The 15350-nt window shown below is 56.6% G+C and carries 11 protein-coding genes; 2 read left to right on the top strand and 9 right to left on the bottom strand.

Annotated elements, in window-relative coordinates; translation table 11 throughout:
* Positions 1–22 precede the first annotated feature (22 nt).
* Positions 23–1108 (top strand): hypothetical protein, encoded by a 1086-nt coding sequence (locus tag ABXG94_RS09445; protein WP_353533751.1) that lies wholly within the window; start codon positions 23–25, stop codon positions 1106–1108.
* A 142-nt stretch (positions 1109–1250) separates the two neighbouring features.
* Complete coding sequence (locus ABXG94_RS09440; protein WP_353533750.1) at positions 1251–3758, top strand: GcvT family protein; 2508 nt, start codon at positions 1251–1253, stop codon at positions 3756–3758.
* Positions 3759–3829: 71 nt separating this feature from the next.
* Here ABXG94_RS09440 and ABXG94_RS09435 read toward each other — a convergent pair whose 3' ends face one another.
* From ABXG94_RS09435 to xdhA, 9 genes are all read right to left on the bottom strand, one after another.
* Positions 3830–4525, bottom strand: a complete 696-nt coding sequence (locus tag ABXG94_RS09435) for a DUF938 domain-containing protein (RefSeq protein WP_353533749.1) — start codon at positions 4523–4525, stop codon at positions 3830–3832.
* Positions 4522–5469, bottom strand: a complete 948-nt coding sequence (locus ABXG94_RS09430; RefSeq protein ID WP_353533748.1) for an aldo/keto reductase — start codon at positions 5467–5469, stop codon at positions 4522–4524. Before ABXG94_RS09430 ends, ABXG94_RS09435 begins: the two co-directional genes overlap by 4 nt.
* Before the next feature lie 304 nt (positions 5470–5773).
* Positions 5774–6844 carry a BMP family ABC transporter substrate-binding protein gene (locus tag ABXG94_RS09425; RefSeq protein ID WP_353533746.1) on the bottom strand — a complete coding sequence of 357 codons (1071 nt, stop codon included), beginning with the start codon at positions 6842–6844 and terminating at the stop codon, positions 5774–5776.
* A gap of 47 nt (positions 6845–6891) precedes the next feature.
* A complete protein-coding gene (locus ABXG94_RS09420) occupies positions 6892–7812 on the bottom strand; it encodes an ABC transporter permease (protein ID WP_353533744.1) in 921 nt (306 codons plus the stop codon).
* A complete protein-coding gene (locus ABXG94_RS09415; protein ID WP_353533743.1) occupies positions 7812–8894 on the bottom strand; it encodes an ABC transporter permease in 1083 nt (360 codons plus the stop codon). Before ABXG94_RS09415 ends, ABXG94_RS09420 begins: the two co-directional genes overlap by 1 nt.
* Positions 8891–10438 carry an ABC transporter ATP-binding protein gene (locus tag ABXG94_RS09410; protein ID WP_353533742.1) on the bottom strand — a complete coding sequence of 516 codons (1548 nt, stop codon included), beginning with the start codon at positions 10436–10438 and terminating at the stop codon, positions 8891–8893. The genes ABXG94_RS09415 and ABXG94_RS09410 overlap by 4 nt, the downstream gene beginning before the upstream one ends.
* Complete coding sequence (gene xdhC / locus ABXG94_RS09405) at positions 10435–11463, bottom strand: xanthine dehydrogenase accessory protein XdhC (protein ID WP_353533741.1); 1029 nt, start codon at positions 11461–11463, stop codon at positions 10435–10437. The genes ABXG94_RS09410 and xdhC overlap by 4 nt, the downstream gene beginning before the upstream one ends.
* Positions 11456–13804 carry a xanthine dehydrogenase molybdopterin binding subunit gene (gene xdhB / locus ABXG94_RS09400; RefSeq protein WP_353533740.1) on the bottom strand — a complete coding sequence of 783 codons (2349 nt, stop codon included), beginning with the start codon at positions 13802–13804 and terminating at the stop codon, positions 11456–11458. The genes xdhC and xdhB overlap by 8 nt, the downstream gene beginning before the upstream one ends.
* Positions 13801–15168 (bottom strand): xanthine dehydrogenase small subunit, encoded by a 1368-nt coding sequence (gene xdhA / locus ABXG94_RS09395; RefSeq protein WP_353533738.1) that lies wholly within the window; start codon positions 15166–15168, stop codon positions 13801–13803. The genes xdhB and xdhA overlap by 4 nt, the downstream gene beginning before the upstream one ends.
* Positions 15169–15350 lie beyond the last annotated feature (182 nt).

Here is a 15350-nt window from a genome sequence, read left to right as displayed (position 1 = left end):
AGAGCCATCGTGGGAGCCACCTATGTATAAGTTTATTCCTGTCGTCTTTGGCGTGATCGCGCTGGGCGTTTTCTTTGCGCTTGATTATCGCAGCTATTCGCAGGCGTCTTCGGTAGAGGTTGCTTCGTTGGATGGCGCGCATGCGTTGGAGATGCACGCGGCTGACAAACCAGAGCCTCAGGGGTCTTATTTTGGGCATCTGCTGGCCAAGGTAGGGCTGGGGAGCGATCAGGCATGGACGCTTGATCGGGCCAAGGATGTGCGGTTGGCGCTGCGGGCGGTGCCAGCAAACAGCTATTTGCCAACTCCTGATGAGGAAGAAGAGGTTCTGATGGGCTGGGAGCGGCTGGATTGGGATGATTATTATGCGGCCGCCTTTGGCTGGCCAGACGGCGTCACCCAGACCCCTGAGGCGGGGATGCGTAAAGCCTTGGATCAGAGCATTGCGATTTACGTAAAGGGCCGCCATTCGGTCATGGTGCAGGTTGATTTTGCCGAACCAACCGAGGCTTTGGCGAAACGCTTAAAGCAAGCTTATTGGGTGGTGCAAACAGGCCGCGATCTGGAACGCCTGAAAGAGGGGCGGCCACGGGCGAGCTATTTCTGGACAAATGTGAAGGAAACCGCGCGCGGGTATAGCATTTTGCATGCTCAGGATGTGGCGCATTTTGATGTATATGACGGTGTGCATTTTTTGCAGGCCGACAACAGTCATGACAGACGGGATGTTGAAGTGAAATACTTCTTTGCCAGCCTGGGTGGCGGTTTGGTGATCAAGGTGCGGGCGCTTGGCTCTGATGCCAAGGTCGCGGAGATATTGGCGCAGATCGACTATCAAAGTCTGAACCAATTGCAGACGTTGCCCAGCCCGCTGATTGCGGAAGGCCTGGCTGAAGTTTTGATTGATACGCCTGAGGATTGGTTGTCAGCACATGGATTTGGCGCGGCTGTGCATCAGGCTGATGCGGGGCATGGGATCACGTCTGCTGGCGCAGAAGAAAAATCGCTTCCCAAGGTCCATCGCGGTGGCATTGCCTCTAAGAATTGCAGCAGCAATGGCCATGCCAAACATTGCCTTGTGACGGTGCCAGCCGCGGAAAAACACTGAGTTTAGAGCTTGGTATTTGCCAAAAACCGACCTTGCAGGAATGTAAGGTCGGTTTTGTGACATGAGGCGTCGGGTGGGTTTGGCGTTTGGCGGCAAAATCGGTTGAAATGGCTTCAAGAAATTCCAGAGGAGTCGGTTTGACATGAAAACACAGGTCAAAGCCTTGGTTGTTGGTGGCGGGGCAATCGGAACGTCGATTGCTTATCATTTGGCGAAAGCAGGTTGGGACGATGTCATGCTGATTGAGCGTGACGAATTGACTGCCGGGTCTACCTGGCATGCGGCGGGTTTGCTGCCGCTGTTCAACATGTCCTATGCAACCACGCATATTCACAAATATTCGGTCGATTTTTACAAAACTCTGGAAGACGAAACCGGGTTGAATGCTGGATTTGCAGTCGTGGGCAACCTGCGCATGGCGCAGACCGATGAGCGTATGGACGAGTTCATGCTGTATGCCTCGACCGCTGAAACCTGTGGTGTGCCTTATGAATGGTTGACCCCGGATGAGATCAAGGCGCGTTGGCCATTGATCAAGACTGACGACCTGAAGGGTGCGCTGTATCACAACACAGATGGCTATATTAACCCGGCTGATGTGACCCAGGCGATGGCCAAGGGCGCGCGCCAGCATGGGGCTGATATTGTGCGCAAAATGCAGGCTGACAGCTTTCATTGGAACGGCTCCCATTGGGAGGTGACCTGCACCAAGATGATCGAAAAGGGCGGCAATCTTGTGCCCTCTGACGAGCAGGTGGTGATCACCGCCGAGCACGTCGTGACGGCCTCTGGCAACCACGCGCAGACCACGGCGCGCAAGCTGGGCATCAAGATGCCAGCCATTCCGGTGGAACATCAATTCATCGTCATGGACACCGATCCAGAGCTGGTGAAATACCGCGAAGCGGGCGGGGCAGAGCATCCGGTTGTGCGCGACGCGGATGCGCAAAGCTATGTGCGCGAAGAACGCGGCGGCTGGATTTTGGGTGTCTATGAAAAGAACGCGCCTGCCTGTTTTGAATATGGCGTGCCAGATAGTTTCCGCGCGGACCTGTTCCCGCTGGATCTGGAGCGCATCGAGAGCCAGTATATGGCGATGATCGACCGCATCCCGTCGTGCGAAGAAAGTGGCCTGAAAGACGATTTCAACGGGCCGATTTGCTACACGCCTGATGGCAACCCATTGGTCGGCCCGGCCCCCGGTCTGCGTAATATGTGGCTGGCAGAAGGATTCTCGTTTGGCATCACCGCAGCAGGCGGCACCGGCTATTATCTGGCGCAGATGATGGTGGATGGCGAAGCCGAGATCGACATGGCGAGCCTTGATCCGAAACGCTATAGCCAAAACTGGATGACCACCGAGTTTGCCGCGCGCAAAAACGAAGAATGCTATGACCATGTCTATGTGGTGCATCACCCGGATGAAGAGCGCCCGGCGGCACGGCCGTTGCGCACCTCGCCTGCGTTTGATCGTCAGGCCGCCCGTGGGGCACAATTTGGCTGGGTCAATGGTTGGGAACGTCCGAACTATTTTGGACCACTGGACGCGCCAAGCAATTTTGACCATGACGCGCGGTCTTTCCGTCGCGGTGGGTGGTGGCAACATGCGGTTGACGAAGCCAAAGCCATTCGCGAAGGCGTTGGTCTGGTGGATGCCACCGCCTTTACCAAACATGTGGTCAAAGGACCGGGCGCAACAGCGTTCTTGGATTGGTTCACTTGTAACAAATTGCCCAAGATTGGCCGGATCAACCTGACCTATGCGCTGACATCTGCGGGCACCACACGCACCGAATATACCATCGTGCGCACCGGAGAGCATTCTTATTATCTGGTCTCTGCCGGGGCCTGGACCGAATATGACGCCGATTATCTGCGCAAAGCGGCCGAAGATAAGGCCGCAGAATTTGGCTATGTCGAGATTCAGGATGTCACCACGCAATGGGGCGTGTTTGCCATTGCAGGGCCGAAGTCGCGCGATGTGCTTAAGGCCGTCATCAAGGATGCGGATCCGGAAACTGCGCTGAGCAACAAGCGGTTTCCGTGGTTGTCGGCCCGCCAGATCGAATTGGGCATGTGCCCGGTACATGCGATCCGGGTGGCCTATACCGGAGAACTGGGTTGGGAATTACATCACCCGATTGAAATGCAGAACTATCTGTTTGATTTGCTAGAGGCCGCCGGGGCGGAGCATGGCATGAAGCTGGTGGGGGCGCGGGCACAGAACTGGCTGCGTCAGGAAAAATCCTATCGCGCTTTTGGCACCGAACTGGGCCGGGACGCGACACCACAAGAGGCCGATCTGCCACGTTTCATTGATCTGAACAAAGAGTTCTATGGCAAGGAGGCCATGCTGGAGGCCGGTGTGCGGGTGAAATGCTGTACGCTGTTGATTGATGGACCTGCGGATGCGGACCCTTGGGGACGTGAGGTGCTGTATACGCCGGAAGGTCAGCGCGTTGGACGTTTGACATCCGGGGGCTATTCGGTGGCCTTTGAGAAATCGATAGGCATGGGCTATGTCGCGCCCGAGTTTGCCGAGGTTGGCACCAAGCTGAAGGTCAAGATGCTGGATCAGTTGTGGGATGCCGAGGTGACTTGCGACAGCCCGTATGATCCAAAAAACGCCACCATTCGTGTGGATGGATAAGTCCGAAAGAAATACCGGGTGAAAAAGGGGAGGGGCGCTGCCCCTCTCGGTGAAACCTTTGGTTTCCCCGTTCACCCCGGGGTATTTTGTTCAAGAACAAAGCGCCTTGGGTTTGTGAAAGCGGGTTTGTGAAAGACAAATCCGAGGTTGTTGGCAGGCAGGCCGTGGGTGGCGCGATGCGCCAGGCCAGCGGCGGCTGCCCAATCTAGAATGTCCTGATCGTTTTTGTAGCCCAGATTTGCATCTTGGGCGATCAGGCTGGAGTGAAAGCGCTGATCGCCGGAGCTTGTGAGTTGGCCATCGCGCATGAAGGGGCCGTAAATAAGGAATATGCCGCCCGGTTTGAGCGCCTTTGCGGTTTGGGCAAACAGGGTTTGCACCTCGTCTTGGCGGATCAGATGCAACAGATTGGCGAGATAAATCAGATCAAAGCTTTGTGGCTCTGTGTCCCAGGCCGGGCTGGTGGCTGAAAGTTGCCGCGCTGTGTGTTGGTTTGCGGTGCTGGCATAGCTGTCGATGCTGGCAAGGCGGTCAGGGTCAATGTCGCTGGGGTGCCACTGCATCTGGGGCATGGCCGTGGCCAGGGCGGCGATGTGCTGGCCCGTGCCGCTGGCAAGTTCCAAAGCGCGACCGCTTTGCGGCGCATTCTGTGTGACAAAACTTTGGATCACTTGGGTGTTGCGTGCCGCAGAGGGGGCGAAAAGCTGGAGTGGCGGCCCCTCTGGATTGGGGGTGGCAATGCTGGTGCCTTTGAGCGGCGGTTTCATGTTTCTTCGAGCCGGTCTGTTGCGGGCGCGGGTGTTGGGCTGAGCGCGGTTATTTCCGCGTAGAGTTGGGGGGACATGTCAAAGGACACAGCAGCAAGTGAGGCCGTGAGTTGTTGTGGGGAGCGGGCGGAAATGATTGGGCTGAGGCCCTGTGGGTGGGCGGCAACCCAGGCGGCGGCCAGCGTGGCTGGGGCGATGTCGTGTTGAGCGGCAAGCAGGCATAGGTTTTCGGCGGTGTCCCACATCCACTTTTGGCCATAGCGGGCTTGATAGCGCGCATCATCAGCCAGGCGGCCCTGAGACAGCGTTTTGGTCTGGCGGCTGTATTTGCCTGTCAAAAGCCCGCCGCCTAAAGGCGAATAGGGGGCAACAAGAAGGCCCTGATCCCGTGCCATCGGCAAGAGTTCGACCTCGGCTTGGCGTTTGACCAGATTGTACATTGGCTGCAGGATATCGATGGTCAGATCGCGCTGGGCAGCAACCGCGATGGATTTCATCACCTGCCAGGCCGCGTGGTTGCTGACACCGATGTGGCGGATTTTGCCCTGGTGTTTCAGCTCTGCCAGCGTGTCATAGGTTTCTGCCAGCGGGGTCATCGGGTCAAATCGATGCAGGTAGAGGATATCAACCTGATCCAGGTTTAATCTCTGGCGGGAGATATCAAAGGATTTCAGTAGGTTTTGGCGGCCAGATCCGCCCTGGTAGGCGGCTTTGGTGGCGATCACCAGATCGTCGCGTTGCGGTTTAGCAAAGCGGCCGAGCAGGGTTTCGGCGTTGCCATCAGTGTAGACGTGGGCGGTGTCAAAATGGTTGATCCCGGCGGCGCGGCAGGCGTCAAACATGGCGGCACTTGCGGCGTCATCCGCGCGGCCGCCAAATTGCATGGTGCCAAAGGCAAACCGGCTGATGGGCGTGCCGTTAGGGGAAGCTATTCTGGGCTGCATTCATGGGCCTTTGGGTGAGGGCAATTGGTTGGGTCTGCGAACAAATGTTAACGTTTTATGGGGCGTGAACAAAGGGCGATGAAAGGGCCTGAGTCCTAAAACAGGTGCAGCGGTGGGTATGTTTGGGTTCGGAATTGAGTTTTTTTGGAAAGATGAACTTGGAAGGTCAGGGCTTTAGGCTGGATTTGTAGGTTGGGAAATCGCATTGAGACTGCGGGTTGGGACTAGGATTATTATTGTTGGGGGCAATGCAAAAAGGGCCCACGCGGTGGCAGGCCCTTTGTTGAAATGGTTTTAGGCGGGTTTAGTTAGGAACAGACCCTTCGATGCCTTCAACGTAAAAATTAAGGCCGGCTAGGGCACCATCATCAGCAATTTCGCCTTCTGAGAGCCACATTGAGCCATCTTGTTTGTTAATCGGGCCTGTGAACGGATGATAAGTGCCTTCTGAAATCGCATCTATCATAGCAAGTGCTTCTGCTTTGACCTCTTCGGGCACAGCATTAGAGATTTCGCCAATACCAACCATGCCAGCGGAAATGCCATCCCAGGTGTCGATGCTGCTCCATGAGCCATCCATGACGGCTTGTGTCCGGGCTATGTAGTAAGGTGCCCAGTTATCGATGATTGATGAAACACGAGGATGAGGGGCATATTCTGCCATATCTGCGGCCTGACCAAAACCGATGACATTGCCTGCCGCTTTCATTGCTGCCAACGGCGCGGTTGAATCCGTGTGTTGAAGTACGACATCTGCACCCTGTTCAATGAGCACTTTGGCTGCGTCAGCTTCTTTGGCTGGGTCCAACCATGCTGAAATCCAAATCACTTTGAATTGGACATCAGGATTTACTTTTTGGGCATGCAAGTAAGCAGAGTTGATGCCGCGAATAACTTCAGGAATTGGAAAGGACCCAATATAGCCGATAATGTTGCTTTTGGTCATGCGGCCAGCGATGGTGCCTTGGATTGCGCGGCCTTCGTAAAAGCGTGCTGAATAGCTTGAAACGTTTTCTGCGCGTTTGTAGCCCGTTGCATGTTCAAATTTCACCTTTGGGAATTTTTTGGCAACGTTGATCGTGGGGTCCATAAAACCAAAGCTGGTTGAGAAGATCAGGTCAGCACCGCCAAGCGCCATTTGTGTCATGGCACGCTCTGCATCTGGGCCTTCTGCAACATTTTCTTGAAAAACAAGTTCGACGTCATCACCAAAATGGGCAACCATCTCTTTGGCGGAATGATGATGGTGTTCGTTCCAGCCGCCATCATTGATAGAGCCAACATAGATAAAACCAACCTTGGTTTTTTCGGCCATGGCCGCAGTGGCCAGACCCATGGTGACGGCCGCAGTGGCCAGTAGTCTCGTGAGTTTCATAGCGGGATACTCCCTTGTTTGGTTGTGATTGGCCTCGTGCAGAGCAGCTAGTGCGAGGCGTGGAAAGAACGGCCGAGTGAGGCGGGGGCACCGCCTTTGTCAGCCGAGAGAATGACAAGCACCAGAATGGTGATCAGATAGGGGGACATGGCTAGGTATTCGACGGGAATGGCCACGCCTGCGGCTTGCAAGTTGAGTTGCAACACGTTGATGCCGCCAAAAAGATAAGCGCCCAATAAGACGCGCCAGGGTTTCCAGCTGGCAAAGACCACCAGCGCGAGGGCAATCCAGCCAATGCCTGCGGTCATGCCTTCGGTCCATTGTGGCACCCGGATCAGGCTGATGTAGGCTCCGCCAAGCCCGGCACAGGCCCCGCCAAACAGGATCGCCAGAATGCGCACGCGCACAACGTGATAGCCAAGCGCATGGGCGGCCTCGTGGTTTTCACCCACCGCGCGTAAAATCAGGCCGGTGCGGGTGTATTTCAGCACAAAATAGACCACGGCGGTCAACAGCAGACCAATATAAAGCACCGGATCGTGGGAAAACAGAATGGGTCCCAACACCGGAAGATCAGAAAGAACCGGGATATGCAGAGAGGCCATCACTGGAGGTTTGATGCCAACATAGCTTTGGCCCATCAAAGAAGACAAGCCCAGACCAAACAGCGTGAGCGCAAGGCCCGAGGCGACCTGATTGGCAAGGGCAAATTGCGTCAGGAAGGCAAAAAGCAGGGAGAGGATCGCGCCGCCAACCATCGCAGCCACGAGGCCAAGATAGGGCGAGCCGCTTTCTACCGAAATGGCAAAGCCGCAGATCGCACCGGTGATCATCATGCCTTCGACGCCAAGGTTCAGAACCCCGGCTTTCTCGACCACCAATTCGCCGATGGCGGCCAACAAAAGCGGCGTGGCCGCGACCATAAGAGAGGCGATCAACAGGGTTGGGCTGATGGCTGAAAGATCCATTATGCGGCCCCTTTTGTGGCAAAGCGAAGGCGGAAGTTTGTGAGCAGATCAAGCGCCAGAAGGAAAAACAGCAACATGCCCTGAAAAACCTGGATGGCGGCGGCGGGCAGCGCCAGATTGGCCTGGGCGATTTCACCGCCAATATAGGTTAGCGCCATTAAGAGCCCCGCCAGCAGTATGCCTACTGGGTGCAGGCGCCCCAGAAAGGCGACAATGATGGCCGTGAACCCATAGCCGACGTTAAAGTCGATGCTGATCTGGCCGGATGGGCCCGAGACCTCAAACAGGCCCGCAAGACCCGCCAAGGCCCCGGAGGTGCCAAGGCAAAACAGGATCAAACGGGTTGGATTGACGCCGCCAAAGCGGGCAGCGCGGGGGGCTTCGCCGGTAAGGCGGATGTTAAAACCAAGGATGTGTTTGTTCAGCAGGACATAGGCCAGAATGACCGCGATAAAGGCGGCGGCAACGCCCCAATGCATGCCTGATCCGGCGATGATTTCAGTGTTGTGCCCTGCGGGGTAATCCTGGAAATTACGCGATCCGGGAAAACCAAATCCTTCGGGGTTTTTCAATAATCCTAGTGACATAGAGGCCAAAAGCTGTTCGGCCACATAGACCAACATCAAAGAGACCAGAATTTCATTGGTGCCGAACTTGACCTTGAGCAGCGCCGGGATCATCGCCCAAAACATACCGCCCAATGCGCCCGCAATCACCATGATGGGAAAGATAAACACGCTTTCGAGCGGGTAAAACGCAAGGCCTGCGGCAGCGCCACAGATTGCGCCAAGGATATATTGGCCCTCGGCACCGATGTTCCAGATGCCCGCGCGAAACCCCAGTGACAACCCAATGGCGATCAGGATCAGCGGGCCACCTTTGACCAGGAGTTGCGGGCGGTAATAAAAGGAAAACTCGCCAAACAACGGATCGTAGAAAATCGTGCGAATGGCTTCGACCGGGTTTTTGCCAAGCGCACCAAACAGCAATCCGCCCATAATCATGGTGATGACAACCGCCACGACCGGCGTGAGCAGCGCCCAAAGCCGGCTGGGTTGGGGGCGTTTTTCAAGCTGGATCATGAGCGCGCCTCTTCTAAGGGTTTCTGATCTGAGGCAGGCGGTGCCAAGTCATGTGCCCCGCCCATCATCAGACCAATTTCATCGATGGTCAAACCGGCTGCCGGGCGGATCTCGGAAAGGCGGCCTTCGTTCAACGCGCCAAATCTGTCAGAGATTTCCATCAATTCATCAAGGTCCTGGCTGATCACCACAACGGCGGCCCCTTTGGCGGCCAGATCCAACAGCGATTGACGAATGTCGGCGGCGGCGGCGGCATCCACGCCCCATGTGGGCTGGTTGACAATCAGCACATCCGGGTCTTGCAAGACCTCGCGACCAATCACAAATTTTTGCAGGTTGCCACCAGACAAGGACCGTGCCGCGCGATCTGCGCCGGGCGTGCGCACATCAAAGGATTTGATGATGGTTTCGGCAAAGCTTTCCGTGCTTTTCCAGTTCACAAAGCCGTTTTGCGTCAATCCCTGACGAATGGCCCCGGTCAGCAGCGCGTTTTCTACCAAGCTCATGTTGGGCGCGGCGGCGTGGCCAAGCCGTTCTTCGGGGGCCGCAAGCGTGCCAATGCCCCGCCGTTTGTTGGGCCCTAGGTGGCCCACAGAAGCGCCGTTGATCACAATACAGTCGGGTGCGGTGGATAATTCTCCAGACAGCGCCGCCAAGAGTTCGTCTTGGCCATTGCCTGCCACGCCGCCCAGACCCAGAATTTCACCAGACCGCACAGAAAAGCTGATGTTCTTGAGCGCAGTGCCAAAGGGGTTGGCGGACCGGGCCGTCAGATCACTCACTTTCAAAACCACCGCCCCGCCCGATTTCGCGGTTCGTGTGGGGGTCTGCAGGGTGTCACCTACCATCAATTCGGCCATCGCACGGGCCGAGGTTTCGGCGGGAATGCATTCGCCGACATTCTTGCCCAAACGCAAAATTGTTGCGTGGTCACATAACGTGCGTATTTCTTCGAGTTTGTGGCTGATATAGAGAATAGAGGTGCCTTCGGATTTCAGTTTCCGCAGGGTTTGAAACAGAATGTCCACTTCCTGCGGCGTGAGCACGCTGGTGGGTTCATCCATGATCAGCAGTTTTGGGTCCTGCAGCAAACAACGGATAATCTCGACACGCTGGCGCTCGCCTGCAGACAGGTCGCCGACGGTGCGAAACGGGTCAAGCGGCAGGCCGTAGTTTTCAGAAACCTGTTTGATACGGGCCGCCAGATCGCGCATCGCAGGGGGATTTTCCATGCCGAGTGCCACGTTTTCTGCGACATTTAGCGCGTCAAACAAAGAGAAATGCTGAAACACCATGGCAACGCCACTGGCCCTAGCCGCGCGGGGTTCAGCGGGGGCAAAATCACTGCCCTGCCAGGTCATGGAGCCGCTGTCGGGCTTGACCAGCCCGTAGATCATTTTCACCAGGGTGGATTTCCCCGCGCCGTTTTCGCCGAGCAAGGCGTGTACTTCGCCTTCGGCAATGTCAAAGGACACCGCATCATTGGCAATGACACCGGGATAGGCTTTGGTGAGACCATCAATCGAGAGCAGGGGGACTGTCATGCGGTCTGATCCTTGTGCAAGGTGAATTCTTGTTTACTCTGCAATACTTTAGTTGCCACGCCAATGGCAATTGCCTGCGGGTGTTTTCCAAGGCTTGGATCGCCAATTGGGCAGGTGATGCGCAATATTTGGGCAGGGCTGTGGCCCAGAATTTGCAAGCGTTTTTGAAACCGCACCCATTTGGTTTGTGAGCCGATCAAGCCGGCAAAGTCAAAGGAATGGCGCAGCAGTTGATGGCATAACTCCAGATCCAGCGCATGAGAAAAGGTCACCATCAGGTGGCTGGCCTTTGGCGGGGCATGCGCCACCAGTTGGGCGGGCTCGGCGGCGGGCAGAACCGTGACATTTGGCAGTGGATCGGGTGGGAAACGCGCACGGTCTGTATCTATCCAAGTCAGATCAATATCGGGCAATGGTGCGAGGGTGTTCACCAGGGCGCGGCCCACGTGACCCGCCCCCCAGATCCACAAGTCTGTGCGCGGCGACAGCATAGGTTCCAGCAGCCAGCCGTCCTGATACTGCGTTTTGATCTTGCTGCCCTGGGCGCGGGACTGCGCCAGTGCCCGCTTCAGGGCCAGGGGCACCTCTGGCATGGCGATTGGAGTTGCCTGCGCAGATCCGGCATTGATGTCTTGAACAGGGCGCAGGTAATAGCCCAGATTTTGGGTTTCAGATATCAGAGTTTTGACGGTTTCAGCGGTGAACACCTCGGTGACCAATCGCACGGCACCGCCACAACATTGGCCCAACGCAGGCCCCAACGGGTGCAGGCTGGTCACGGCACTGATCGTGGCTCTGGGCCTGACGTGGATTGAGGGCACCGGTTGTTGCAAGGCGTTTAGCGCGGTTCTGGTGGCTTCATATTCAAGCGCGCCACCACCAATGCTGCCAGCTTGCCCACCGGGCCAAACCAACATATGTGATCCCACTTCACGCGGGCCTGATCCGCGCAATTCAATGGTTGCAACCCGCGCGATCACCGGGTGTTTGCGCAAGAGGCTTTCAAGCTGCGCGAGATCAAACATCGCTGACTTTCTGCACGGCTGCAAACAGGCGCTCTGGGGTGGCTGGCGCGTCAAGATCCGGATAGGGCGTGCCACATTGGGCAACCGCATCTGACAGGGCCAAAAAGGCGGATATGCCCAGCATAAAGGGCGGCTCGCCTACGGCCTTTGAACGATAGATCGTGTCTTCGGCATTGGGGTTTTCATAAAGCGCGACGTTAAACACATCGGGACGATCCGAGCAGGCCGGGATTTTATAGGTGCTGGGGGCATGGGTACGCAGGGCCCCCTTGCTGTCCCAAACCAATTCTTCGGTGGTCAGCCAGCCCGCACCCTGAACATAGCCACCTTCGACCTGACCGATATCCAGCGCCGGGTTTAACGATGTCCCGGCATCATGCAGAATATCGGCGCGTAAAATACGGTTTTCACCGGTCAACCGATCCAGCACAACCTCGGTTAGGGCCGCGCCATAGGCGAAATAATAAAACGGCCGCCCTTGGCCTTTCAACCGGTCCCACTCGAGTTCCGGAGTTTTATAAAAGCCGGTGGCCGACAGGCTGATGCGGTTTTCGTAACAAAGCTTGGCGGCCTGGGCAAAGGTCATCACCACATCGCCGGCCAAAACCAATCCGCCAGAAAACTCAACCTGGTCAGCGCGACATTGATGATGCGCTGCGATGAAATCTGCCATGCGCGCCCGGATCAGATCACAGGCGGCTTTTACGGCCATGCCATTTAAATCGCTGCCAGAACTTGCCGCGGTGGCCGAGGTATTGGGCACCTTGCTGGTATCTGTGGCGGTGATGCGCACCGCGCCTATGGGCAGGCCAAAGCGGGCGGCGGCCACCTGGGCCACCTTTTGGTTCAACCCCTGACCCATTTCGGTACCGCCATGGTTCATCTGCACAGAGCCATCCTGATAAACATGCACCAAAGCGCCAGCCTGGTTTAAATGTGTCAGGGTAAAGGAAATCCCGAATTTCACCGGCGTTAATGCCAAACCGCGTTTTAAAATGGGGTTATCCGCATTCCATGCGGCCACAGCTGCGCGCCGTGCCGCATAATCGGCGCTGTCACAAAGCTGCTGCACCAAATCATGCAGCACAAAATCCGTCACCTCTTGGCCATAGGGGGTGGTGTTGTTCTTGACCAAAATACCCTCGGGGGGGTGGGGAAGCTTTGCTTCGCCGGGGGGGGCAGACAGCCCCCCCTCTGCGCCATCATCGTAGAAATTCACCCGGCGCACCTCTAGCGGGTCTTTGCCAAGCGCATGGGCAATATGATCCATCACCCGTTCAATGCCCAACATGCCTTGCGGGCCGCCAAATCCGCGATAGGCGGTGGCTGATTGGGTGTTGGTTTTCAACCGGTGGCTTTCAATCCGAATGTGATCTAGCTGATATGCATTATCAGAATGCAGCATGGCGCGGTCTGCGACCGGCAGAGACAGATCCTGGGCCCAGCCACAGCGCGCCAGTTGCAAAAACTTCAGGCCCACTACCCGCCCGTCGTTGTCATATCCAACGTCATAAGAAATGCGGAAGTCGTGCCGTTTGCCGGTGATCATCATGTCGTCATCACGATCATAGCGCATTTTGCAACAGCGACCGGTCATCGAGGCTGCCAACGCACAAGACACCGCTAAAGCATTGCCCTGACTTTCCTTGCCGCCAAAGCCACCGCCCATGCGCCGGGTTTCCACCCGCACCGCATGCATCGGCAGATCCAAAGCATGGGCCACCTTATGTTGAATTTCGCTGGGATGCTGGGTCGAGCTTTGCACCAGCATGTCGCCATTGTCTTGCGGTTGGGCCAGGGCTGCCTGGCCTTCAAGATAGAAATGCTCTTGGCCACCCATTTCCAGACTGCCCTCCAGACGGTTTGGCGCGTCTTTTAGGGCTGCATCAGGCGTGCCGCGCTGCCAAATCCGGGGGCCTTCTTCAAAGTGGCTTCCGGCGGCCATGGCGTCGTCGATGGTCAGCAAAGGCGTCATTTCCGAATAGGTCACCTGGGCTTTGCGCGCGGCTTGGCGGGCAATTGTGTGGCTTTCGGCGATCACCAGAAACAAGGGTTGCCCCAGGTAATGCACTTCGCCCTGTGCCAAGAGGGGTTCGTCGTGCACCGATGGGCTGACATCGGTGTCCGTTGGCAGGTCGTGGGCGGTCAGCACCAAAACCACGCCGGGCACTGCGCGCACCTCTTGCAACGCCATCACATCGATTTTGCCGCGCGCGATAGTAGACAAGCCAAAGGCCAGATGCAGCGTGCCGCGCGGAGTTGGGATGTCATCGGTATAGCGGGCTTTGCCGGTGACATGCAGGGTGGCGCTGTCGTGGGGAAGCGGGGTGGATATGCTCATGCTTGCACCTGTAACACAGAGGTTTCTGCCCCCAGTGTTTCCAGAAAATAGCGGGTGAGCATATTGCGGGCCATATCCATGCGGTAGGTGGCCGAGGCCCGCATGTCATCCATGGGGGAAAAGTCATGCTGCCAGACGTCCCAGGCCGCGGCGATGGATTCCTCGCTCCAGGCCCCGCCAAGCAAGCTGGTTTCAACGTGTTGCGCGCGTTTTGGGGTGGCTGCCATGCCGCCAAATGCAATGCGGGCATGGGTGACGCGCCCTTTGTCTACCGTGATGTTAAAGGCACCAAGCACCGCGGAAATATCCTGATCAAAGCGTTTGGACAGTTTATAGGTCTTTAGGCGATCTTCCTGACGGGGGATCGAAATGGCTTCGACAAATTCACCCGGTGCACGATCTTGCTTGCCATATGAGACAAAGAAATCCTCGATCGCCAGAGTGCGGCGCTGATCCGCTTTGCGCAAGTGCAGCTTGGCGTCCAGCGCGATGAGCACAGGCGCGCTGTCGCCGATGGGGGATCCGTTGGCGATATTGCCCCCCAATGTGGCGGCGTTGCGGATTTGGGTGCTGGCAAACCGGCGCAACATTTCGCTGTAAGACGGATGATAGGGCGCAATGGCTTCGCGCATTTGTTGCAGGGTGACCATGGCCCCCAATCGAATTTCTGCCTCGGTGATCTCGATGGTTTTAAGATCCTGACATTGGCCAAGAAAGATCACTGGATTGAGCGTGCGCAATTGTTTGGTGACCCACAAACCGACGTCCGTGGCCCCAGCCACAAGCGTGGCTTCTGGGATCTGCTGATATATCCGCGCCAAGGCATCGCTGCTTTCAGGTTGCATGCGCTGGGATTCCGGCGGTGTCGGATCTGGAAGCGTATCAGTTAACCAGTCTGGCACCGGTTGGGTGGCGGCGTCCTGGGCGGCGCGAATGATTGGGGCATATCCCGTGCATCGACAAAGGTTGCCTGCCAGTTGATCATCAAAGTCCTGCGCGTTGTTGCTGTGGGCGGCCACCATAGAAGAAATGAAACCCGGTGTGCAAAATCCGCACTGGCTGCCATGATGACGCACCATGGCATCCTGAACCGGGTGCAGCGTGCCGTCGGTTGCAGAAAACCCTTCGACTGTGCGCACGGCTTTGCCATTGAGCTGCGGCAAAAACAGGATGCATGCATTGAGCGCTTTAACGCCAGTGGTGTCCTGAACCGTGACCGAACAGGCCCCGCAATCGCCTTCGTTGCAACCCTCTTTGGTGCCGGTCATACGTCGATATTCGCGCAGCCATTCCAGCAACGTCATGGTGGGGTTAACCTCACCAAGTGTGATGGTCTCTCCGTTTAGAAGAAACGTGATTTCCATATTGAAACCCGTCGCCTTACTGAAATGTGCCGTCAGGTGCCCCTTCGATGCGACGTAGAAAGGACACGGCCCCCGCGTATGTACCTTGTTACGATAGGGAGGGGCACGACGTTCTGGCAAGGAAAACTTGGGGTTAGCATCAAAATTGCTACAAGCTATGCGTGTTGTCGAGGTGTGTGGCA

Source organism: Cognatishimia sp. WU-CL00825 (genome assembly GCF_040364665.1).
GTDB lineage: Bacteria > Pseudomonadota > Alphaproteobacteria > Rhodobacterales > Rhodobacteraceae > Cognatishimia.
This window is presented reverse-complemented; position numbering and strand designations above follow the sequence as displayed.